Origin of the sequence: Thalassobacter sp. 16PALIMAR09, assembly GCF_000765485.1 — a bacterium.
In the GTDB taxonomy this organism is placed as follows: domain Bacteria; phylum Pseudomonadota; class Alphaproteobacteria; order Rhodobacterales; family Rhodobacteraceae; genus Thalassobacter; species Thalassobacter stenotrophicus.
Map to the genome: position 1 here is coordinate 209017 of NZ_JHAK01000004.1, position 22665 is coordinate 231681.

At 60.2% G+C, this 22665-nt stretch carries 19 protein-coding genes; 13 read left to right on the forward strand and 6 right to left on the reverse strand.

Annotation, left to right across the window (positions count from 1 at the left end):
- Positions 1–46: 46 nt before the first annotated feature.
- The 10 genes from PM04_RS10605 (at position 47) to trpB (ending at position 11578) form a co-directional block, all read left to right on the forward strand.
- Positions 47–1495, forward strand: coding sequence for a UDP-N-acetylmuramoyl-L-alanyl-D-glutamate--2,6-diaminopimelate ligase (locus PM04_RS10605; RefSeq protein WP_052068291.1), 1449 nt, complete (start codon positions 47–49; stop codon positions 1493–1495).
- Positions 1492–2907, forward strand: coding sequence for a UDP-N-acetylmuramoyl-tripeptide--D-alanyl-D-alanine ligase (gene murF / locus PM04_RS10610; protein WP_038006452.1), 1416 nt, complete (start codon positions 1492–1494; stop codon positions 2905–2907). Before PM04_RS10605 ends, murF begins: the two co-directional genes overlap by 4 nt.
- Before the next feature lie 5 nt (positions 2908–2912).
- Complete coding sequence (gene mraY, locus PM04_RS10615) at positions 2913–3995, forward strand: phospho-N-acetylmuramoyl-pentapeptide-transferase (RefSeq protein ID WP_038006454.1); 1083 nt, start codon at positions 2913–2915, stop codon at positions 3993–3995.
- A gap of 108 nt (positions 3996–4103) precedes the next feature.
- Complete coding sequence (gene murD / locus PM04_RS10620; protein ID WP_038006456.1) at positions 4104–5513, forward strand: UDP-N-acetylmuramoyl-L-alanine--D-glutamate ligase; 1410 nt, start codon at positions 4104–4106, stop codon at positions 5511–5513.
- A gap of 229 nt (positions 5514–5742) precedes the next feature.
- The gene (rpsA, locus tag PM04_RS10625; protein ID WP_038006458.1) at positions 5743–7422 is read left to right on the forward strand and encodes a 30S ribosomal protein S1; all 1680 of its coding nucleotides are present in this window, start codon (positions 5743–5745) and stop codon (positions 7420–7422) included.
- A gap of 194 nt (positions 7423–7616) precedes the next feature.
- Positions 7617–8648, forward strand: coding sequence for a fatty acid desaturase (locus tag PM04_RS10630; protein ID WP_038006460.1), 1032 nt, complete (start codon positions 7617–7619; stop codon positions 8646–8648).
- Positions 8649–8941: 293 nt separating this feature from the next.
- A complete protein-coding gene (ihfB, locus tag PM04_RS10635; RefSeq protein ID WP_038006462.1) occupies positions 8942–9229 on the forward strand; it encodes an integration host factor subunit beta in 288 nt (95 codons plus the stop codon).
- Positions 9230–9232: 3 nt separating this feature from the next.
- Positions 9233–9583 (forward strand): lipopolysaccharide assembly LapA domain-containing protein, encoded by a 351-nt coding sequence (locus tag PM04_RS10640; protein WP_038006464.1) that lies wholly within the window; start codon positions 9233–9235, stop codon positions 9581–9583.
- Between the two features lie 8 nt (positions 9584–9591).
- Complete coding sequence (locus tag PM04_RS10645) at positions 9592–10239, forward strand: phosphoribosylanthranilate isomerase (RefSeq protein WP_038006466.1); 648 nt, start codon at positions 9592–9594, stop codon at positions 10237–10239.
- A gap of 106 nt (positions 10240–10345) precedes the next feature.
- Entirely contained in the window at positions 10346–11578 is a 1233-nt protein-coding gene (gene trpB / locus PM04_RS10650; RefSeq protein ID WP_038006468.1) for a tryptophan synthase subunit beta, read from the forward strand.
- A gap of 136 nt (positions 11579–11714) precedes the next feature.
- On the opposite strand, the gene PM04_RS10655 is transcribed toward trpB, so the two are convergent.
- The 6 genes from PM04_RS10655 to truA form a co-directional block, all read right to left on the reverse strand.
- Positions 11715–12098: a DUF2237 family protein gene (locus PM04_RS10655; protein ID WP_038006470.1), complete on the reverse strand. Its 384-nt coding sequence runs from the start codon at positions 12096–12098 to the stop codon at positions 11715–11717.
- 18 nt (positions 12099–12116) lie between these two features.
- Positions 12117–13163 (reverse strand): DUF2332 domain-containing protein, encoded by a 1047-nt coding sequence (locus PM04_RS10660; RefSeq protein ID WP_038006472.1) that lies wholly within the window; start codon positions 13161–13163, stop codon positions 12117–12119.
- Positions 13160–13852, reverse strand: coding sequence for an aminoacyl-tRNA hydrolase (pth, locus tag PM04_RS10665; RefSeq protein ID WP_038006474.1), 693 nt, complete (start codon positions 13850–13852; stop codon positions 13160–13162). Before pth ends, PM04_RS10660 begins: the two co-directional genes overlap by 4 nt.
- 140 nt (positions 13853–13992) lie before the next feature.
- Entirely contained in the window at positions 13993–14625 is a 633-nt protein-coding gene (locus PM04_RS10670) for a 50S ribosomal protein L25/general stress protein Ctc (RefSeq protein WP_038006476.1), read from the reverse strand.
- Between the two features lie 173 nt (positions 14626–14798).
- Entirely contained in the window at positions 14799–15965 is a 1167-nt protein-coding gene (locus PM04_RS10675; RefSeq protein WP_038006478.1) for an alpha-hydroxy acid oxidase, read from the reverse strand.
- 272 nt (positions 15966–16237) lie between these two features.
- Positions 16238–17008, reverse strand: coding sequence for a tRNA pseudouridine(38-40) synthase TruA (gene truA, locus PM04_RS10680; RefSeq protein WP_038006480.1), 771 nt, complete (start codon positions 17006–17008; stop codon positions 16238–16240).
- A gap of 96 nt (positions 17009–17104) precedes the next feature.
- Between truA and PM04_RS10685 the strand changes: the two genes are divergently transcribed.
- From PM04_RS10685 to ileS, 3 genes are all read left to right on the forward strand, one after another.
- Entirely contained in the window at positions 17105–18505 is a 1401-nt protein-coding gene (locus PM04_RS10685) for a YcjX family protein (protein WP_038006481.1), read from the forward strand.
- Between the two features lie 10 nt (positions 18506–18515).
- Entirely contained in the window at positions 18516–19553 is a 1038-nt protein-coding gene (locus tag PM04_RS10690) for a YcjF family protein (RefSeq protein WP_038006482.1), read from the forward strand.
- 207 nt (positions 19554–19760) lie between these two features.
- The gene (gene ileS, locus PM04_RS10695; protein WP_038006483.1) at positions 19761–22664 is read left to right on the forward strand and encodes an isoleucine--tRNA ligase; all 2904 of its coding nucleotides are present in this window, start codon (positions 19761–19763) and stop codon (positions 22662–22664) included.
- Position 22665 lies beyond the last annotated feature (1 nt).

Consider the following 22665-nt stretch of genomic DNA (forward strand, 5'->3'; position numbering starts at 1 on the left):
GCGGCTTGTGGCACACGACAAGGGCAAGAGGCTCTCGGATTTAGGGATGCAGGCACGTGGTGGCGCGGCCCCTGTGATCACCGGGATTTCGGTAGACAGCAGGACGGTCAAGCCGGGGCATCTGTTCGCGGCATTGCCAGGCAGTCGAGTGCATGGTGCGACGTTCATCCAATACGCATTGCGGATGGGGGCAGTGGCCGTGTTGACGGACGCGAAGGGGGCGCAGATCGCTGCCGCCGAGATCGCGGAACATGACCCTGCGGTGGTAATCGCTGAGGACCCGCGTGGTGTTCTTGCAGGGGCAGCGGCTCTGTTTTTCGGTGGCCAGCCCGAAACGATGGTCGCGATCACCGGCACCAATGGCAAAACGTCGGTCGCAAGCTTTACCCGCCAATTGTGGGAGGCCTTGGGCCTGTCAGCGGCCAACATCGGCACCACCGGTGTTGAGGGCGCGTTTTCCGCCCCCGGCGTGCACACTACGCCCGAACCGATCACCTTGCACCGGGTGTTGTCCGAGATGGCTCGCGCAGGCGTGACCCACGCCGCGATGGAGGCATCAAGCCACGGCCTGGACCAGCGGCGCATGGATGCGGTGCATTTGGCGGCGGCGGGATTTACGAATTTCACCCAAGATCATCTGGATTACCACGGCACGTTTGACGCGTACTTCGCGGCCAAATCGGGTCTTTTCATGCGGGTGCTGCCCGAAAATGCCGTGGCTGTTTTGAACCTTGATGACCCAAAGGTCGCGACACTTGTCGCGCAGGTTGAGGCACGCGGCCAAGAGGTTCTGGGCGTCGGGCATGGGCCTGATGCACGGCTGCGCCTGCGGGCACAGCGGTTTGATGCGACGGGCCAAGAGGTGCTGTTTGACTGGCAGGGGGCCTCGCATCAAGTGCGGCTCAATCTGATTGGCGGGTTCCAAGCGGCAAATGCGCTGATGGCCGCGGCTTTGGTGATTGCGGGTGGTGAACCCGCCGCTGAGGTGTTCGCAGCCTTGCCAAAGCTGGGCACTGTACGGGGCCGGATGCAAAAGGCGGCGGTGCGTGGAAATGGGGCGGCGGTATTTGTCGATTACGCCCATACCCCGGACGCCGTTGAAACCGCGCTTCGCGCACTGCGGCCCCACGTGATGGGGCGCATCATTGCGATTGTGGGCGCGGGCGGGGACCGTGATACCGGCAAACGGCCCTTGATGGGGGCTGCGGCCGCTGCTCATGCGGATGTGGTCTTTGTGACCGATGACAACCCACGCTCCGAAGATCCTGGGGTGATCCGTGCCGCCGTAATGGAAGGCGCGCCCGAGGCGACTGAGGTTGCGGACAGGGCTGAGGCGATCCTGCGCGGCGTGGATGCGCTTGGCCCCGGCGACGCGCTGTTGATCGCGGGCAAGGGGCACGAAACCGGACAAATCGTTGGCGACGACGTTTTGCCGTTTGATGATGTGGAACAGGCAAGTGTGGCGGTGGCCGCGCTTGATGGGGGGCTGGCATGACACTTTGGACCGCCCAAGAGGCAGCGGCCGCAACTGGCGGCGAGGCGCGCGGTGATTGGGCCGTTTCCGGCCTGTCGATCGATACCCGCACGCTTGAGCCGGGGGATTTGTTCATCGCGCTCAAGGCGGCGCGCGACGGGCATGATTTCGTGGCCGATGCACTTGGCAAAGGGGCGGGGGCGGCATTGGTGTCGCGTGTGCCAGAGGGTGTGGCGGATGACGCTCCCCTTTTGTTGGTGGCGGATGTGCAATCCGCGCTAGAGGATTTGGCGCGCGCTGCGCGGGCGCGCACATCGGCCAAGGTCATTGCGATCACGGGGTCGGTTGGCAAAACCTCGACCAAGGACATGATGGCCCATGCGCTGCGTCCGCAGGCCAAGGTTCACGCGGCGGAGAAAAGCTATAACAACCATTGGGGCGTGCCGCTGACACTGGCGCGGATGCCGCGCGACGCCGCCTTCGCCGTGATCGAGATCGGGATGAACCACCCCGGCGAAATCGCGCCTTTGTCGGCTTTGGCCCGCCCGCACGTGGCCGTCGTGACGACGGTTGGCCCTGTGCACCTAGAGGCATTTGAAGACGGCGTGCCGGGGATTGCCCGTGAAAAGGCCGCAATCTTTAGTGGCCTGATTGAGGGCGGCGTCGCGATTTATAATGCGGACTTGGACGTCAGCCCGATTTTGGCGCAGATCGCAGGCCCTGAGGCCGTGTCCTTTGGCGAAAGCGAGAGGTGCAATTGGCGTCTGACCGCCCTAACGGCGAGTAAATCTGGCATTAACTGCGTTGCGCAAACACCTGAAGGAAAAATACTTTTCAAATTGGCGGCGCAGGGCGTACACTTTGGTACAAATGCGCTGAGCGTTCTGGCGGCTTGCCACGCTGCGGGGGCGGATTTGGCGCAATGCACCCTCGCGCTTGGCTCATGGACACCGCCTGCGGGGCGCGGCGCGCGCATATTTGTCTCGCTTGATCCGGCACATCCAGAGCTGGGCATTGACCTGATTGATGACGCCTACAACGCCAATCCGGCCTCGGTCAGTGCGGGGCTTGCGCTTTTGGCGGCGAGCACGCCGGGGCCGGGCGGGCGGCTCATCGCAATCCTTGGGGATATGAAAGAGCTTGGCCCAACCGAAGTCGCGATGCACGCCGACTTGGCTCGCCACCCTGCGATGGACGCAATCGACACCGTTCATTGCGTCGGTCCGTTGATGGGCGCGCTCCATGCGGAGCTGCCGGGCGATCAACAGGGGCAGCATACACCAGATGCGGCCACGCTTGCGGGGCAGGCCCATCATCTCGTTGGCCCCCACGATATCGTGTTGGTAAAGGGCTCTTTGTCCATGAATATGGCCCTTCTTGTTGACGCCATCGCGGAATTGGGTCACTCCGAAGGGGCTAATTCAAAGAGGTAGATGCGATGTTATTCTGGTTGACTGAGTTTTCCGACGGCGGAGACGTCTTCAACCTGTTTCGCTATATTACCTTCCGGGCCGGGGGCGCGTTCTTTACGGCGCTCATCTTTGGGTTCCTGTTCGGGCGGCCGCTGATCAACCTTCTGCGCCGCCGCCAATCCAATGGCCAACCGATCCGCGACGATGGCCCCGAAAGCCACTTTGCCAAGGCGGGCACTCCGACGATGGGCGGCGTTCTGATCTTGGGCGCGGTGTGCCTGTCGACGCTGATGTGGGCACGGTTGGACAATGCCTATGTTTGGATCACGCTGTTGGTGACCATGGCGTTTGGCGCGATTGGTTTTGTGGATGATTACGCCAAGGTCTCAGCGGGCAACACCAAGGGCGTTTCTGGTAAAATCAGGCTGGCGCTTGGGTTTACCATCGCCGCTGTCGCAGCCGTCAGCGCGATGCTGCTGCACCCCGAAACGCTGTCGGGATATCTGGCCGTGCCCGTCTTCAAAGACGTGCTCTTGAACCTTGGCTGGTTCTTTGTGCCATTCGTGATGATCGTGATCGTCGGCTCCGCCAATGCGGTGAACCTGACGGACGGTTTGGACGGGCTTGCCATTATGCCGGTGATGATTGCGGCGGGCACGCTGGGCGTGATTGCCTATGCGGTCGGCCGGGTCGATTTCACCTCATACCTTGATGTGCATTATGTGCCGGGCACGGGTGAGTTGTTGATTTTTGCCGCTGGTTTGATTGGCGGGGGCCTTGGGTTTTTGTGGTACAACGCCCCGCCTGCCGCCGTGTTCATGGGCGACACAGGCTCGCTGGCCCTTGGTGGCGCGCTGGGAACCATCGCCGTTATCACCAAGCATGAGCTGGTCTGGGCAGTCATTGGCGGTCTGTTCGTGATTGAGGCCTTGTCGGTCATCATCCAAGTGCTTTACTTCAAGCGCACCGGTAAACGCGTTTTCCTGATGGCTCCGATCCACCACCATTTTGAGAAAAAGGGCTGGGCCGAGCCGCAGGTTGTGATCCGGTTTTGGATCATCTCGCTGATCCTCGCGCTGATCGGTTTGGCGACGCTCAAAATCCGCTAGGATTGGCGTTTGCGGCCGACTTGATCCAACGCCTTTCCCGGGCCAATCTGCGCCTACATCTAGAGGGTCCCCTGACATGATTTCCAATACAGCCAAAGGTGCGCGCGCATGATCCCGGTCACTGGTTTTGTGGGCGAAACGGTTGCGGTTCTTGGCCTTGGCCGGTCGGGCCTGTCTGCGGCGCGCGCGCTGCGGGCTGGGGGGGCTGAGGTCATCGCGTGGGACGACGGCGAAGCCGGGCGCGCCGCCGCAGAGGCCGAGGGCTTTGTCCTGCGCGATCTGTCCAAGCAGGGCGCTTTGGATGCTGTGACTTGGCTGGTCACGTCACCGGGCATTCCGCACCTCTATCCCGCGCCGCACCCTGCGATCGCCAACGCCTTGCGCGCAGGGGTGCCGGTGGACAATGACATCGGCCTGTTTTTCCGCTCCCTCGGGCAAGGCACTTGGAGCGAGATGGAACAGCCCCCTCGCGTCGTCGCAATCACGGGCTCGAACGGTAAATCCACGACATCGGCGCTGCTCCATCACATCCTGACGGAGGCCGGTCGCCCGGCGGAACTGGCAGGTAACATCGGGCGTGGCGTGTTGGATCTGGACCCGCCCGCGGACGGCGCGGTCATTGTGCTGGAGCTGTCGAGTTATCAAACCGAGCTTGCGCGCTCTTTGACACCGGACGTTGCGGTCTTTACCAACCTGTCGCCCGATCACCTTGATCGGCATTACGGCATGGGCGGGTATTTCGCGGCCAAGCGTCGTTTGTTTGCCGAAGGTGGGCCGGACCGGGCCGTTATTGGCGTTGATGATCTAGAAGGCCTGTTTTTGGCGGGGCAACTGGCCGAAGGTGCCGCTGATGATCGGGTGATCCGTATCTCAAACACCCAAAAGCTGGGCGGTCCGGGGTGGACGGTGACGGCCCGCAAAGGGTTCCTGAGCGAGATGCGCAAAGGTCGGCAGGTCGCCTCGATTGATCTGCGTAAAATCGCGGGCTTGCCTGGCGCGCATAACCATCAAAATGCTTGTGCGGCCTATGCGGCTGCGCGTGCGTTGGGGCTTGGGCCACGCGACATTGAAAAGGGGCTGCACAGTTATCCGGGCCTGCCACACCGTTCACAGGTGATCGCGCAGCGGGACGGTGTGACCTTTGTTAACGACAGCAAGGCCACCAACGCTGATGCCGCCGCCCAAGCGCTTGCGGCTTTTCCAAAGGTGCGTTGGATTTGTGGTGGGCTGCAAAAGGAAGGCGGGCTTGATGTTCTCAGGCCGCATCTGGGTCATGTCGTCAAAGCCTATGTCATTGGGCGGGAGGCTGCGGCGTTTGCGTTGCAGCTGGGGGATGTGCCGCAAGATATCTGTGGTGACATGGAAACGGCAGTGGCCCGTGCCAGCGCCGAGGCCCAACCGGGTGAGGTCGTGCTCCTTGCGCCGGCAGCGGCCAGCTTTGACCAATATGACAGCTTTGAACGCCGGGGCGCGCATTTTACCGCTCTTGTTTTGGGCGAAACACCGCAGGCCGAATAGGCCGCGATCCGCCATCCAAAAAGGCGGGCGCGGGACCTCTTGCGCCTGATCCCTAGCGCCGCTATACGGCGAGGGTCTTTGGGTCAGGAGTTTTCTGGCCCATTTATCGTTGCACCCTGATGTCAAATCTTAACGGCATCACGAGTATAGGGTGCCAAGACCAACCCCAAAGACCGGCGGAGACAACCGCACGGCCAGTAAACCCAGATGAATAGGAACCGAGAGCCACATGGCCACTAATGCAATGATGGAGGAATTCGAAGCCCTCCTTAACGAAAGCTTCGAAATTGACACACCCCAAGAGGGTTCTGTTGTCAAAGGTAAGGTTATCGCAGTTGAAGCGGGCCAAGCCATCATCGACGTGGGCTACAAAATGGAAGGTCGCGTCGACCTCAAAGAATTCGCAAACCCCGGTGAAGCACCCGAAGTCGCTGTTGGCGACGAAGTGGAAGTGTACCTGCGCACCGTGGAAAACGCTCGTGGTGAGGCAGTTCTGTCCCGCGAAATGGCGCGCCGCGAAGAAGCTTGGGATCGTCTGGAGAAAGCCTACGGCGCCGAAGAGCGTGTCGAAGGTGCAATCTTCGGTCGCGTCAAAGGCGGCTTCACGGTTGACCTCGGCGGTGCAGTGGCATTCCTGCCCGGCTCCCAGGTTGACGTGCGCCCCGTGCGTGATGCTGGCCCATTGATGGGTCTCAAGCAGCCGTTCCAAATCCTCAAGATGGACCGTCGCCGTGGCAACATCGTTGTTTCGCGCCGTGCAATCCTTGAAGAATCCCGTGCCGAGCAGCGCGCAGAAGTCATCGGCAACTTGGCCGAAGGTCAAGCGGTTGATGGTGTCGTCAAAAACATCACCGAGTACGGCGCATTTGTCGACCTTGGCGGCGTTGACGGCCTGCTGCACGTCACCGACATGGCATGGCGCCGCGTGAACGATCCACGCGAAGTGCTCTCCATCGGTGAGACGATCAAGGTGCAAGTCATCAAGATCAACAAAGACACGCACCGCATCAGCCTCGGCATGAAGCAGTTGCAAGAGGACCCATGGAACCTGGTGGAAGCCAAGTACCCACTGGAATCCAACCACACTGGCCGCGTCACGAACATCACCGACTACGGTGCATTCGTCGAGCTGGAGCCCGGTGTCGAAGGCCTCGTGCACGTCTCCGAAATGTCCTGGACCAAGAAGAACGTCCACCCCGGCAAGATCGTCTCCACCTCGCAAGAGGTCGAAGTCATGGTGCTGGAAATCGACAGCGCGAAGCGTCGCGTCTCGCTTGGTCTCAAGCAGACAATGCGTAACCCATGGGAAGTGTTCGCTGAAACACACCCTGAGGGCACGCAGGTCGAAGGCGAAGTCAAGAACATCACCGAATTCGGTCTGTTCGTGGGTCTGCCCGGCGACATCGACGGCATGGTTCACCTGTCCGACCTCACGTGGGAAGGCCGTGGCGAAGACGTCATCGGCGATTACCGCAAGGGCGACATGGTCAATGCAGTTGTGTCCGAAGTCGACGTTGAGAAAGAGCGCATCTCGCTCTCGATCAAAGCAGCGGATGGCGACCCCTTTGCGGAAGCTGTTGGCGGCGTGAAGCGCGGTTCGATCATCACTGTCGAAGTGACCAAGATCGAAGAAGGCGGCATCGAAGTTGCGTACGAAGGCATGACGTCCTTCATCCGCCGCTCGGATCTGTCGCGTGACCGTGCTGAGCAGCGCCCTGAGCGTTTCGGCGTGGGCGACAAGCTCGACGTGCGCGTGACCAACGTGGACAACAAGTCCCGTCGTCTGGGTCTGTCGATCAAAGCCCGCGAAATCGCAGAAGAGAAAGAGGCCGTCGAACAGTATGGTTCCTCCGACTCCGGTGCATCGCTCGGCGATATCCTCGGCGCAGCCCTCAAGGGCGACGAGTAAGTCCTACCGGACTGAAGAAATTAGAGGGGTCCCGCTGGTAACAGCGGGGCCCTTTTTCTTTGAAAAATGAGGGATTTGCGGCGCGGGTGCGTGATGCGAATACAATCATGAATTGACGCGGCTGGGCCAATTCGCTTTTAGATAATAAATCGATGCTATATGCAGCATACCGAAGCACTAAAAAAAGCAGGCACATGTTAAATACCGCTGAGACGTCGCGCCCCCAGACCGAAACAAAGCCGGCCCGGGACTGGGTTAAAACACTTGCCAAATATCGCGAGCCGAACATGTCGCGCAGTTCCTTTGAACTTGCGGTGACGGTGGGTCCGTTTTTGATGCTGTGGGTTCTTGCGTGGTACGCAATGTCCTACAGCTATTGGCTGACGTTGATGATTTCGTTGGTAAATTCCGCGTTTCTGCTGCGGTTGTTCTGTATTCAACACGACTGCGGGCATGGCTCGTTCTTTGCGAACCGCACTGTAAACGATTGGCTGGGGCGCGTGATCGGGGTGTTTACGCTGACGCCTTATGATGTGTGGCGCCGGTCGCATTCCATCCATCATAGCGCGGCAGGTAACCTTGCGCGCCGCGGTATCGGGGATGTCGCGACTCTGACGGTCGCTGAATACCACGCGCTGCCGCCGTTGAACCGGATGATGTATCGTCTGTACCGGAACCCCATTGTTCTGTTCTGCCTTGGGCCTGGGTATTTGTTCTTTATCCAAAACCGGCTGCCACTGGGGCTGATGGGGCACGTCAAATACTGGGTGAGCGCGATGCTCACCAACCTAGCGATTGTCGCTTGGGTTGCCCTTTTGGTGTATTTCGGCGGGCTCGTTCCGGTGGTTCTGATCTTCTTGCCGTCGACACTTCTGGCTGCAACGGCAGGGGTTTGGCTGTTCTACGTCCAACACCAGTTTGAGACGACACATTGGGAAGCTGAAGAAAGCTGGGACCTGCACGACGCAGCCCTGCATGGCAGCTCGCAATACATGTTGCCCCCGGTTTTGCAGTGGCTGAGTGCGAACATCGGCATCCACCACGTGCATCACCTTTATAGCCGCATCCCGTTCTACAGGCTCCCAGAAGTCATCCGAGATCACGGTGAACTGGCTGAGATCAACCGTATGACAATCCGCGAAAGCCTAGCTTGCGTGCGTTTGCACCTGTGGGATGAAAAGGCGAAGCGTCTTGTGTCCTTTGCACAGGTTCGCGCAGCCGCCTAGGTAAGTGCCTTGGGCTGCGCGCTGTCGTCGCGCGGCCCCTGCTGAGCGGTGAACTGGAGGGCGACTCACATGGCTGTGATTCTCCCTTTTGACGCCTCAGCGTCCACTGAGATGCCTAGATTTGCTCCCCTAGTGGTTGTATTTGCAGGCAAACCCCTGCGGAACGGCAATTTTTCAGCCCTAAATTTCCATTAGGGCGTTCCGTTAACACGTCAATAATGTCTAAAGTGTTGCAGCAGGACGGGTTCTATTGATCGAACCTCGCCTGGGGTGACTTTGGGAGGACACACCACATGATACGCTCTGAGCTCATTCAAAAAATTGCAGATGAAAACCCCCATCTGTACCAGCGGGACGTGGAGCGCATTGTGAACACGATCTTCGAAGAAATCATCGAGGCTATGGCCGAGGGTGATCGGGTTGAGCTTCGTGGCTTTGGTGCGTTCTCTGTGAAAAAGCGCGACGCACGTTTGGGGCGTAACCCCCGGACCGGTGACGCCGTCGAGGTCGAAGAAAAGCATGTGCCATTCTTCAAAACCGGCAAGCTGTTGCGCGATCGTTTGAACGGACATGAGGACTAAGATATGCGCCTAATCCGCTACGCAGTGTTGGCCGTTATCGCGATTTGCCTGTTGGTGATCGCGCTTGCGAACCGGGGGGAAGTGACCCTCAACCTGCTGCCTGGCGAATTGTTGCAATTCTGGCCCTTCGCGAACTCTGTCACAGTCCCGCTCTATGCGGTGATATTTGCGGGCATCGCGATGGGTGTGCTTTTGGGCTTTGTTTGGGAGTGGGTGCGTGAGCACAAGCACCGCGCAGAAGCCTCTCGCGCCAAGAAAGAAGCTGCGAAGCTTCAGCGTGAGATTAAGAAAGTCCAGAAGACCGACGGCACGACGGCAGATGACGTTCTGGCCATCGTGGACGGGACGCGCTAGGCCGGGCCATGCCAACTGACATTCGTGTAAAGATCTGCGGCTTGTGCCGCCCCGAGGACGTGACTGCCGTGGCAGACGCAGGCGCCTCTTATGGTGGCTTCGTTTTCTTTCCCAAATCGCCGCGGAACGTTTCAATCGCTCAGGCGCGGGACCTCGCCTTGGGTGCGCCGGTGGGCTTGGCCAAGGTTGCCTTGGTGGTGAACGCGGATGATGCCACGTTGGACGCGATCACCGCAGAGGTGCCGCTGGATATGTTGCAATTACACGGCTCCGAAAGCCCCGCGCGCGTGGCCGAGGTCAAGGCGCGCTATGGTCTGCCTGTAATGAAAGCCGTGGGCGTCGGTGGTCCCGAAGATTTAGCGGCGATCGACGTTTATGCCGAAGTGGCCGACCAGTTATTGATCGACGCAAAGCCGCCCAAGGGGGCGGACCTGCCGGGTGGCAATGGTCTGGCGTTTGATTGGCAACTGCTTGCGGGGCGCAAGTACTGGTCCGTGCCATGGATGCTGGCCGGAGGGCTGACGCCTGACAACGCCGCCGAAGCCGTCTTGCGGACAGGCACCCGGCAGTTGGATGTATCATCCGGTGTCGAAAGTGCCCCGGGCGTCAAAGATGCCGCGCAAATCGCTGCTTTTGTAGCCGCCGCACAGGCCTAAACCGAGGCACAATCCTTCGGAATATTGCGGCCAGTTCACCGCTGGTCCCTTGCCCCCTCGTGCCCGCTGCCCTACACCCAATTTAACGCGCAACGGGGAGACGACCATGGCCGAAGATTTCGTGAATTCCTACTTCACCGGACCTGATGAAAATGGTCGCTTTGGCGACTTTGGGGGGCGTTTCGTATCCGAGACGCTGATGCCGCTGATCCTAGAGTTGGAAGCTCAGTATGAGCACGCCAAGACGGACGACAGTTTCTGGGCCGAGATGCACCATCTTTGGACCCATTACGTGGGTCGGCCCAGCCCGCTCTATCACGCAGAGCGGCTGACCGAGATGCTGGGCGGGGCCAAGATTTACCTCAAGCGGGATGAGCTGAACCACACCGGCGCGCACAAGATTAACAACGTCTTGGGGCAGATCATTCTGGCCCGTCGCATGGGCAAGACACGTATCATCGCCGAGACGGGCGCGGGTCAGCACGGTGTGGCGACTGCGACTGTCTGCGCGAAATTTGGTCTCAAGTGTGTGGTTTACATGGGTGCGCACGACGTGGAGCGTCAGGCACCAAACGTGTTCCGCATGCGGCTCTTGGGAGCAGAAGTCATCCCAGTGACCTCTGGCCGTGGCACGCTCAAGGACGCGATGAACGACGCGCTGCGCGACTGGGTGACCAACGTGGCCGATACGTTCTATTGCATTGGTACCGTCGCGGGGCCGCATCCGTACCCCGCCATGGTTCGCGATTTTCAGGCCATTATTGGTCAGGAAACGCGTGAACAGATCATGCAAGCCGAGGGCCGTCTGCCCGACACGATCATCGCGGCCATCGGTGGTGGCTCGAACGCGATGGGCCTGTTCTACCCGTTCCTCGACGACAAAGATGTTGCGATTATCGGGGTTGAGGCCGGCGGCAAAGGCGTCAACGAAAAGATGGAGCATTGCGCGTCGCTTACTGGTGGACGTCCCGGCGTTTTGCACGGCAACCGGACATACCTTCTGCAAGATGACGATGGCCAAATTCTCGAAGGGTTCTCGATCTCGGCGGGTTTGGATTATCCCGGCATCGGACCAGAGCACGCTTGGCTGCATGACATTGGTCGCGCGCAATACGTGTCGATCACGGATGTTGAGGCGCTGGATGCGTTCCAAGTGTGTTGTGCGCAAGAGGGTATTATTCCCGCGCTTGAGCCCTCTCATGCCTTAGCACACGTCCTCAAGATTGCGCCGACCCTGCCCAAAGACCACCTGTTGGTCATGAACATGTGCGGTCGCGGTGATAAGGATATCTTTACGGTAGCTGCCGCCTTGGGCATGGAAATGAACAACGGCGCCTAGGCTTCAAACGAATTGCAGGGTCCTTCAGGCGAGTGATGGACCCTGCAACAGGCGCAAGCCTCAGATATCAAACCAGGCTATCCCGGCTGATACTTTTGACTGTACCGGCGCAACCCAAGGTTGCAATCCTTCAAAATCAAATAATCGAATATCTTTCGAGAATCTCAAGGGGCACGATTTCCGTCGCGGCCAGGTGCGTGCTTGCTAGTTTTACGTGCGGTGCAACGCCTTCATCGTGTGCCTGCATGAACCGCGTAGCGCACAAGCACCATTGATCACCGGCTTTGAGACCGGGAAAGTTGAACTCTGGGCGTGGGGTGCTCAGATCATTTCCAAGGTATTTCGAATAGGCCAAAAACGCATCTGTCATCACGGCACAAACCGTATGGCTGCCTCTGTCCAGCAAAGACGTATCGCAGCACCCGTTGCGATAGAACCCGGTCACAGGGTCAAGTGAGCAGGCCTGCAATGTCTCTCCCAAGACGTTGGTCGAGGGAAATGGATCGGTTTGATTTACCATAGTATTTCCTTTTTTGTCTCAGGTAGGCGACGGCAGGGCCCAGTCCACCCAACGGCCGTGAAAACATGCCCGTCCGGCGGCATAAGTCTCATTCCCAGGCCAGCAGCGTAGCGTGAGGCAGGCCCCCGGCGCCTCTGAGCCATCAGCCTCCATTGTGAACCAGATAAGCGGATCCGCAGCCGTGGCCTTTTCGCCCGCAGCCTCAATCGCGATGCGCGCGCGGTGTTGAACAGGTGCAGGGAAATATTGCCAAGCAATCGTGTGAAAAATCAGCCGTGTAGCCGCCGGGGCGGGCAGGTCCAGTTGCGCCTCTATCCAATCTGCGGCATCGCCTGCGTCCACGCGGGCAGGGGGCAACGCCATTGCCGCGCGGGTGCGGGTCAGTCGCTCGGGCTGATCCGGCCAGAGGTAAGCCAACAGTCGCAACCGATCGTCGGCCTCGTGCAGGTTGGGTGGTGCAAGGTCCACACCTCGTCGCGCCATAACAATCGGTTCTGCATTTGGCGGCAGCGCGCCGCGCCAATCGGGGGCCAACTCAACAGGGGCCCCTAGTGGGCCAAAGCGTACATTCTGCGCCTCTAACCCGTATGCGTCCCAGTGCAGGTTCAAACCCGCGCTCGCGCCCAATTCCAACAAATGCAGTGGCAGGCCAAAGCGGGCGGCTGCCCACTGGCCCGCGGCCCTTACAACAGCTGCACGGCGGATTTCGTTGGTTTGCGGAGCAGACTTCATCCAGTCGGTTAACCACGCATCATGCCCCTGAAGTGCCGCAAAAACAGCGGCCCAAAGCGTGCTATCGGCCACTTCGTGGGGCGGGTACACCGCCTCTAATTCCGGGGCAATCCCGCGCAAAACAAGCGCATGCAAGCCACCCGCCAGCCGCAACGGAATGGACGCTCCCGCGGGCCCCACATCACCCGGCCAAGCGTACAGCCTAGCCGTCATAGGCGATGTTTCTGGCGCTAATCTTTCGCTGAGTATCGTCATGAGGCGCGCCATAAACGGCGACCCCAATGCGCTGCAATGCGCCGCCTGTGCGGCGAATGCGGCGTTCAGCGGTGTCACTTGAAGCGGTCCATCAGCCGCTGCAAAGGAGAGGCGCTTGGGCTATCCTCCTCAGCCTTCGCTTGCACACCAGTTGGCGCATCACTGACCTGTTTCGGCTTCGAGCCGGTTGAGGAGCGCGGCGGTGCCACACGCAAAGCCACCGCATTTGAGAACCGCGCAGGATCGCCCCCCGCCAACGCAGCCGCCCCGTCGGAGCATCCACGCAAGACATCATCCAGCCAATCCGCCTCGGCCTTGGCAAAGTCCGACAACACATAGCCCGACACACGGTCCTTGTGCCCCGGATGGCCAATCCCCATCCGCACACGCTCATATTCGGGCCCAATATGTTGATGGATCGACCGCAGCCCATTGTGCCCCGCATGTCCGCCCCCAACCTTGACCCGCACTTTTCCGGGCGCAAGGTCCAGCTCATCATGAAACACCGTCACATCACCGGGCTCTAGCTTGTAAAACCGCATCGCCGCACCGACGGATTGCCCGGACAGGTTCATAAACGTCTCAGGCTTCAACAGAACGACCTTCTCAGATCCAAGCCGCCCCTCACTTACACTGCCCTGAAACTTGCCCCGCCACGGCGCAAAGCCATGATCGTCCGCAATCCGATCCAACGCCATAAATCCAATATTGTGCCGATTGTGCGCATACTTCGACCCCGGATTGCCCAACCCAACAAACAGACGCATCGCTCACCAATCCTTTGTTCCAGAAATACTCCGGGTGCGCGAGGGCTGGCCCTCGCTCCCGTACTCTACCAAGCGCGCAGCCAAAGAAAAAGCGCGCGAGGTTGACCTCACGCGCTTTCAAATCTCACAGCCAGAAGCGCTTACGCTTCAGCAGCAGCCTCATCCGAAGCTTCGTCGTCAGCTTCGTTGTCAGCGGAGCGCAGCCCCGAAGGTGCCGAGATGTTTGCAATCACAAAGTCACGGTCAATCGTTGCTGTGGCGCCTGCGGGCAGGTCCACACCGGAAATCGTCAGGGTGTCACCAACGTCCGCACCTTCCAGGTCAACAACGATCTTTTCGGGGATGTCGCCAGCGGTCACAGTCAGTTCGACCTCAGGACGCACAACAGTCAAAACACCGCCGCGCTTGATGCCGGGGGCTTTGTCCTCGTTGATGAACTCAACAGGAATGAATAGCGCGATCTTGGACGTGCGACGCAGACGCATCAGGTCAACGTGTGTGGGCAGGTCTTTGACAACGTGACGCTGAACGCCGCGGCAGATGACGCGCACGTCTTCTTGGCCTTCGACCTTCAGGTTCCAAAGTGTCGACAGGAAACGGCCCGCCTTCAGCTTTTTCAACAGCTCGTTGAACGGGATGTTGATCGCCAATGGATCAGTGCCACCACCGTAAACTACGCCCGGCACCATGCCGTCGCGACGTGCTTGACGGGCGGCTCCCTTGCCTGTCCCCGTGCGTTCGTGTGCGATAAGATCAGGAATCTCTCCGGCCATATCGAATCTCCTTTAAGTTAAGGGCTTCCTCCAGGGTGCAAGCCCATGAAGCGCACGCGTTAGACGCCATTGCCCCATTTTACAAGGCCCATACCGCCCAAACCTGCGCAAAACACCCCAAAAACCAAAGGGCACGCCGCAGCGCACCCTTTCGCAGTCCAGATATGGAGGAGTTAGGCCTCCCAGCGGCCGCGGAAGTCGGCAGGGATCAACAAGTTGGAACGGCTCAATGCGTTCACATCTGTCTCTCCACACAGGCCCATCGTGGTGTCCAACTCTTTGTGGATGACCTCCAACGCTTTGGTCACGCCCGCCTCACCGGCGGCCCCCAAGCCATAGACAAACGCGCGGCCCACATAGGTGCCCTTCGCGCCCATCGCCATAGCCTTGAGCACGTCTTGGCCCGAGCGAATGCCACTATCCATGTGGACCTCAATTTGCTCGCCCACGGCATCGACGATGTCGGGCAACATACGGATGGACGACAACGCGCCATCCAACTGACGCCCGCCATGGTTGGACACGATGATTGCATCGGCCCCAACATTCACGGCCTTCCGGGCGTCCTCGACGTCCAAGATGCCTTTGACGATTATCTTGCCGCCCCACATTTTACGCAACTGCGCGATCCGGTCCCAATCGAGCGCTTGATCAAACGCTTGCGCCGTCCATGACGATAGGCTGGACGGATCCGTCACCCCCTTTGCGTGGCCGACGATATTGCCGAAAAACCGTCGCTTGGTGCCCAACATTCCAAGGCCCCAGCTCCACTTGGTCATCATGTCCGCAACACTGCGCACGGTCAGCTTTGGCGGAGCGGACAGGCCGTTTTTCAAATCCTTGTGCCGCTGCCCAAGCATCTGCAAGTCCACGGTAATCACAAGGGCCGAACAATTTGCGGCTCGTGCCCGGTCCATCAAGCGCTGCATAAAATCGTCGTCTTTCAGGGTATATACCTGAAACCAAAACGGCTTGGTCGTATTCTCTGCAACGTCCTCAATCGAACAAATCGACATGGTTGACAGCGTGAACGGCACACCAAATTTCTCCGCCGCGCGGGCGGCCTTGATCTCACCATCGGCGCTTTGCATGCCGGTCAGGCCCACAGGAGCAAGGGCCACGGGCATTGCCACATCTTCGCCCAGCATCTGCGTTCTGGTCGTGCGGCCGGTCATATCCATCGCTACGCGCTGACGCAGGCGGATCTGATCAAAATCAGTGGTATTTTCGCGAAACGTCTGCTCGGTCCAGCTGCCGCTTTCGGCATAGTCATAAAACATCTTCGGAACGCGACGCTTATAAATACGCTTAAGATCATCCACAGTCGTTATAACAGCCATTTCTCGCCCCTTAGTCTTAATTGGTAAGCCTATCTAACCAATTATGTCGCTTTCCTCAACGTGACATAAGCGCCGCGCTTTGGCGCAGAGTTCATCATTCGAAATCATGTCCCGCAACAGAAAATCGCGCCACAATCCTCTGTTAACTCAGCCAAAAGTACATTGAAATCTGCGGTGCGCGCAGCCCAATAGGTCCACGCCGCCTCCTTTGTTCCCAAAATACTCAAAAAACCGCGCAGCGCGTGGACCATTCACCCACCGTGCGCAACAGATCAGCCTGTAAAAGGGTCCACGTCGTAGCCAACGCCAACAAGGCTCAACCCCTGCGGCGGGGACACAGGCCCGCACCGGCTGCGATCGGCACTGGCCAAAACCCCGGCCACGTCCTCTGGTGCCCACGCACCGGCGCCCACGCGTTCCAAGGTTCCCACCATGGACCGGACTTGATTGTGCAAAAATGACCGTGCGCGGAACCGAAACTGAAATTCGCGTCCTCCGGGGTAGGGGTGTTCGGTGACAATCACTTCATCAAGCGTTTTAACTGGCGACTTGGCTTGGCAAATCGACGCGCGAAAGGTCGTGAAATCATGCAGGCCCTCCAACATGCGGCCTGCGGCCTGCATCGGCTCCAAGGACAGGGGCCCCGGCACTTGCCACACGCGTCCTCGGTCGAATGTTACAGGCGCACGGCGCGCGATCAGCCGGAACAGATACCGCCGCTCGCGCGCAGAAAATCTGGCGTGCCAATCATCCGCGACAGGCTCAAGTGCTGTGATCGCGATGGGCGCGGGCTTGAGGTGATAGTTCAGCGCCTCACGCAGGCGAAACGGCTCCCACGGGCGGGTCATATCCGCGTGGGCCACCTGACCCGTCGCGTGAACGCCTGCATCGGTGCGCCCCGCCGCCGCAATCGAGGGCACATCAGGGTCAAGCCGCCGCAGCGCTTCCTCCAGCGTTTGTTGCACACTGGCGGGGCCATCTTGGCGTTGCCACCCTGCAAAGGGGCCGCCGTCGTATTCCACTATCATCGCATATCTGGGCATGGCGTGGGCCTAGCCTGCGAAACTGCGCGCGACAAGACCCTACACAAAACCGGCCCCCCATGCTTATGTTCCAATGGGGCCAAAGAAAGGGCTGATATGGTAGTGGATCGAGTGGCGGACGCGCTGTTGCGCGGCGTTGAAGGAGTGTCTGACAAAGTTTCTGGTGCGCTCTTTGAACCGACGATCCGCCTCGGTGTTACTGGGCTCAGCCGCGCGGGCAAGACCGTCTTTATCACCTCACTGATCGCCAATCTGATCGAGCGGGGGCGCATGCCCGGGCTTAGCCCCCAGATTGAAACCGCGTTTCTTCAGCCGCAACCGAACGACACTGTCGCGCGCTTTGACTATGAGGGGCATCTGGCGGCCCTCACCGGTGCCACGCCGCATTGGCCCGAGGGCACGCGCACGGTGTCTGAGTTGCGGCTGTCGCTCAAGGTTCGGCCCGGTGGGCTGCTCGGCGGGCTGCAAGGGCCGCGCACCGTGCATTTAGATATCGTAGATTATCCCGGCGAATGGGTCTTGGATCTGGCGTTGCTGGATATGGACTATGCGGCGTGGTCGCAGCGTACGATGGCACGGCTGGCCGCGTGGGGCGCAACGGACACGCTTGCGGCTTTGCGCGGCGTCGATAGTGCCGCCAAACATTCTGAGCCCACGGCACAGAAACTGGCGCAAACCTACACGGCGGCCCTTCAAGCGGCGCGCGCGCAAGGCGCCCAAGACTGTACGCCGGGGCGCTTTCTTTTGCCCGGTGATCTTGCGGGTTCACCTGCGCTGACATTCGTTCCGCTTGATGCCCCGACCATGGCGCGCGGCTCATTAGGGCGCGAAATGGCCCGCCGGTATGAGGCTTACAAGGCGCGCGTCGTGCAACCGTTCTTTCGCGATCATTTTGCGCGCTTGGACCGTCAGATCATCTTGATCGACGTTTTGGGCGCGCTGCATGCAGGCCCGCGTGCGGTGGATGAATTGCGCGTCGCCATGGCCGATCTGCTGGGCGCTTTCAAACCCGGGCGCAACGCGTTTCTGAGCCGTTTGTTGATGCGGCGGCGTGTGGATAAGGTCCTTTTTGCCGCGACCAAGGCCGACCATCTTCATCACACACAACACGCGCAATTGACGGCGTTGACCTCCGCACTCGTGCAGGAGGCACGCGCTCGCGTCGATTTTTCCGGCGCAAAAACCCATGCGATGTCCATCGCGGCCTTGCGGACAACATCCGAGGAACTGCGCACGCATAGAGGCCGTGAGTTGGGCGTTGTGCGAGGCCATTTGTTGGATACCGGCAAGGAGGCCGCGCTATACCCCGGCCTGTTGCCGGCCAACCCGGATCAACTGCTGAACCCCGCGCGCAGCGGCGCGCAGACGTGGTTGGATGCGGAGTATAACATCATGCGGTTTCAGCCCGCGCCGAACAGCTTGCGGCCCGGTGCCGGCCCCCCACATATCCGCATGGACCGCGCCGCGGAGTTCCTGCTCGCGGATCGGTTGCGGTAAGGAGATCGCGATGCCCAAGTCCAAAGGCCCCAAGTCCGGTCCGGTCTTTTTTGACCTTGATGCAGAGGGTAACGCAGATGCGTTGGCAGGCGGGCACCCCCATCCGGCGGACGCGCCGCCCGTGCCCGAGGCCATGCCCGAAATGGCCCCCGACGGGCACGCGATGCAGAGTGTCGCGGCATTAGCCGCGCGGCGACCTTCGGTTTTGGCGCGGCTGTTCTGGGGCCTGCTCCTGTCGCTGTTGACGTTTGTGATATCAGTAGCGGCATGGGGTTTCGTGACGGACCTGTTGGCCGCAAATCCTGTTCTGGGCTGGATCGCGACCGGCTTAGGCGCAGCCTTTGTCGCGGTTCTGGCGGTGATCGCGGTGCGCGAATTCGCGACACTTGCGCGGCTCAAACGGATAGATGGGATCAAGGCGGCTGCCGCAGAAGTGACTGACCTGACCGCTGCGCGCGCGCTGACGGCGCGGCTGACCGCGCTTTATGTCGGGCGCGCTGATATGCGGTGGGGGCAGGACCGTTTGGCCGAGGCAAGTGCCGATGTGTTCGACGCCGACGCGCAACTCGCGCTGGCTGAGACCGCGTTGCTCGCCCCCCTAGATGCCCGCGCCACCCGTGAGGTTGAAGCCGCCGCCCGCCAAGTTGCAACCGTTACGGCCTTGGTCCCGCTTGCGCTGGCGGACGTGGTTGCCGCCCTTGCCGCGAACCTTCGGATGATCCGCCGCATCGCTGAGATTTACGGCGGGCGCGGTGGAGTGCTGGGCAATTGGCGGCTGACGCGCTCGGTGCTCACGCACCTTGTGGCGACGGGGGCGGTGGCGGTGGGCGATGATCTGATCAGTTCGGTCGCTGGGGGCGGGTTGCTGTCCAAGGTGTCACGCCGGTTTGGCGAAGGCATCGTGAACGGGGCGCTGACCGCGCGTGTGGGTGTGGCCGCGATTGAGGTGTGCCGCCCGCTGCCCTTTGTGGCGCAATCCCGGCCTTCGGTTTCGGGCGTCGTGGGGCGGGCGTTGACCGGGTTGTTCGGGTCTAAAGCCGAAGGCTGATGGCCATAACACGGCAGACAGAACTGGCGGTGTTCTTGGGTTGTCGGGTCGCGGATGGGTGCCTATAAGGGCTTCCATGTTGGGTCGCTTGATTATTTTTCGAATTATATCCCCGGCGCTCTGAACGTTGAGCCGCCGGGCAAAGGCGTATGAGACCTCGCGCCGCCGCACCCCAAAACCCCTTTATGACATTTAGGATGACGCGCGATGACCGCCGAGACCCCCGACACACCCCTTGACTACAAAGACACCCTGAACCTGCCAAAAACGGATTTTCCGATGCGTGCGGGCCTGCCCAAGCGTGAGCCCGAGTGGCTGGCACGCTGGCAAGCGCTTGACGTATATGGCCAGTTGCGCCAGCGCCCGGGCCGCAAGCCCTTTACGCTGCACGACGGCCCGCCCTATGCCAACGGCAACCTCCACATCGGTCACGCGCTGAACAAAATCCTTAAGGATATGGTTGTCCGCTCGCAGCAAATGCAGGGCCGCGATGCGCGCTATATCCCCGGCTGGGACTGCCACGGTTTGCCCATCGAGTGGAAGATCGAGGAAAAGTACCGCCAGAAGGGCCGTGATAAGGACGCTGTGGATGTTATTGAATTCCGCCAAGAATGTCGGGATTTTGCGCGCGGTTGGGTTGATATCCAGCGCGAAGAATTCAAGCGGCTGGGGATCACGGGCAACTGGGATCAACCCTATCTGACGATGGATTTCCACGCCGAGCGCGTGATCGCGGAGGAATTCCAGACCTTTGTGATGAACGGTTCGCTCTACCAAGGGTCCAAGCCGGTAATGTGGTCCCCGGTTGAGAAAACCGCGCTGGCGGAGGCTGAGGTCGAGTACCATGAGCGTCAGTCAGAGGCGATCTGGGTACCGTTTGAGGTGGTCGCAGGTGGTGCCGATCTGGGCGCGCCGTGCAAGGTCGTGATCTGGACGACCACGCCATGGACCATCCCGCAGAACCGCGCGATCTGCTTTGGGTCGCGCATCTCGTATGGTTTGTACGAGGTCACTGGCCGGCCCGAGGAATGTTGGGCCACCATCGGTGCGCGGTATTTGCTGGCTGACGATCTGGCCGAAGAGGCACTGGGTGCCGCCCGTTTGACGTCCGATATGTATCGCCGTGTGCGCGATGTATCGGCGGATGAATTGGCCAAGATCACCTGTGCTCACCCCCTGCGCGGTGCCGAAGGCGCGTCGGGCGAATGGGATTTTGACGTGCCGCTTTTGGCGGGGGATCACGTCACGGATGATGCGGGTACGGGCTTTGTCCACACTGCGCCCAGCCACGGTGACGATGACTATGCCATCGGCGTGACGCACAAACTGCCGATGACCTACAACATCCTTGATGACAGCTCTTTCCGGGCTGACCTGCCGTTTTTCGCAGGCGAGCAAGTGATCCGTCCCAACGGGAAACCCGGTGGCGCGAACAAAGCTGTCATTGCCAAGCTGATCGAGGTTGGGGGCATCTTGGCCTCGCGCCGGATCACGCTGAAGGATGCGCATTCGTGGCGCTCCAAGGCGCCGGTGATCCGGTTGAACCGTCCGCAATGGTTTGCGGCGATCGACGTACCGCTGAACGATGGCATGGACGAGTATGGCAAAACCATCCGCGAACGCGCCCTGACGTCCATTGATCAGTTGGTGACGTGGACGCCTCAAACCGGGCGCAACCGGTTGCATTCGATGATCGAGGCCCGCCCTGACTGGGTGCTGTCGCGCCAACGTGCTTGGGGTGTGCCGCTGACCTGCTTTACCAAGGTCGGTGCGGCGCATGATGATCCCGATTTCTTGTTGCGCAACGCTGAGGTCAACGCCCGCATTAATGCCGCGTTTGAAGCCGAGGGCGCTGATGCGTGGTACAAAGACGGGGCCAAGGAACGCTTCCTTGCGGGGATCGTAGATCCGAATGAATACAATCAGGTAATGGATATTCTTGATGTATGGTTCGATTCCGGTTCGACCCATGCCTTTACCCTGCGCGACCGCACCGACGGCTCGGACGATGGTTTGGCGGATCTGTACCTAGAAGGCACCGATCAGCACCGCGGTTGGTTCCATTCGTCTATGCTTCAGGCCTGCGGTACGCGGGGGCGCGCGCCCTATCGTGGCGTGCTGACCCACGGCTTTACGCTGGATGCCAAGGGCAACAAGATGTCCAAATCTGTTGGCAACACGGTTGCGCCTGAAAAGGTGGTCAAGCAGTACGGCGCCGACATCCTGCGGCTGTGGGTGGCGCAAGCTGACTACACAGTTGATCTGCGCATCGGTGATGAAATCCTCAAGGGTGTGGCCGATAGCTATCGGCGTTTGCGCAACACGATGCGGTTCTTATTGGGGGCGCTCTCGGACTTTTCTGACGCGGACCGCGTGGAGCCGGCCGATATGCCAGAGCTGGAACAATGGGTTCTGCACCGTCTGTCGGAATTGGATGAACAGGTGCGTGCAGGCTATGATGCCTATGACTTCCCCGGCGTCTGGAACGCGGTGTTCCAGTTCTGCACGGTTGAGTTGTCGGCCTTCTATTTCGACGTGCGCAAGGATGCATTGTATTGCGACGGTGATACGGCGCGGCGTCGCGCGGCGCGGACGGTGTTGGACATCCTGTTCCACCGCCTGACCACGTGGCTTGCACCTGTGCTGGTGTTCACGATGGAAGAAGTCTGGTTGGAGCGGAACCCCGGTGAAGGGGCCTCGGTCCACCTAGAGGACATCCCCGAGACACCCAGCACATGGCGCAATGAAGCGCTGGCCGCGAAGTGGTCCACCATCCGCGCGGTTCGCAGGGTCGTGACCGGCGCGCTAGAGATTGAGCGCCGCGAAAAGACCATTGGTGCGAGCCTAGAGGCGGCCCCTAGCGTGCACGTCGATGCGGCTACCAAGGCCGTGCTGGATACAGTGGACTTTGACGACATCTGCATCACCTCGGCGATCTCGGTCGCAGATGCGGGTGATGGCGCGTTCACGTTGGACGATGTGCCGGGCGTGTCGGTGACCTTTGCCAAGGCAGAGGGCGAGAAATGCCAGCGGTGTTGGAAAATCCTGCCTGACGTCGGTACCCATGCGCACACCGGCGTGTGTGGTCGGTGTGACGACGCCCTGGGCTGAC